General features: G+C 44.6%; 1 pseudogene. It reads right to left on the bottom strand.

The annotated features are described in order from the left end of the window. A pseudogene (locus tag ACFIKE_RS11475) lies at positions 1-965 on the bottom strand (phage tail protein); the annotation flags it as partial.

Raw genomic sequence — 965 nt, 5'->3', positions numbered from 1 at the left:
GAAATCCAAGAGAGCGGTGAAAAGTTTTTAAAGAGCGTCAAGAGGTTATTGAAAACGTTACTACATAAGCTCGCAAAAGAATTCCACAAGTTGCTTATGAAGCTTACTACCGTATCCCAATTTTTGTAGAGCAGATATCCAACTCCAACAAGGGCTGCTATGCCGCCAGCGATCCAGCCGATAGGAGTGGTCATGATTGCGATACCAAGCGATATAAAAGCAGAACCAACGGCAGTTATTGCCGAAATCAGTGTCCCTACAAGAGTTAAAGCAAGACTAGCGACTGCAGAAGCAGCTGAGGCTAATGCTGAAAGCAGTGATCTTCCCAGAGTAGCAGAAAATCTAATAAAAGCTTTATCTGCTGCGATTATTTTTGAGAGCAGGGATTTTCCAAGATTTGCAGCCAGACCGGTAATTTTAGAACTAACGGAAGTGAAGGCTGAAAGCACTGGTCCTGAAAGAGCGAAAGCAAGCCTGATAAAAACTGCGCTTACTATGGCTAGTGATGTAAGCAGCCAGCCATTGATTTTGTCCCAATTTTTGTAGAGCAGATATCCAGCTCCAACAAGAGCTGCGATGCCGCCAATTAGCCACCCGATAGGTGTCGTCATTATAGTATAGCCAAGCGTGACAAACGCTGCTCCCGCTGCGGCTAATGCGGCAATGAGTGGACCAAAAATGAACGAACCAAGTGCCACAAGTCCTACCTTAAAGAGGGTTATTTCACCAATCAGAGGTTCTAGCCATTGGAACCAGCCTTTAATCCTCTCTGTGAGATCACTGATACCTTTTCTTAAATCAGAGGTAGGATTAAGCAAATCATTAAAGACTTTTTTTAAGGTTTTTGCCCAGCTCGCAACGGTTGTTTGAATGAGGTCGCGGTTTTCATCAATCAGGCGAGAAAAACCGTCAATCATGTCATTGATCACGGGCATGAAACGCGCGCCAATAAAGCTCGCGATACC

This window comes from Bartonella sp. MU70NMGDW (assembly GCF_042194085.1).
Classification (GTDB): domain Bacteria; phylum Pseudomonadota; class Alphaproteobacteria; order Rhizobiales; family Rhizobiaceae; genus Bartonella; species Bartonella grahamii.
Note: the sequence above shows the minus strand (reverse complement) of the source record. Positions and strands in the feature narration are given on the sequence as shown.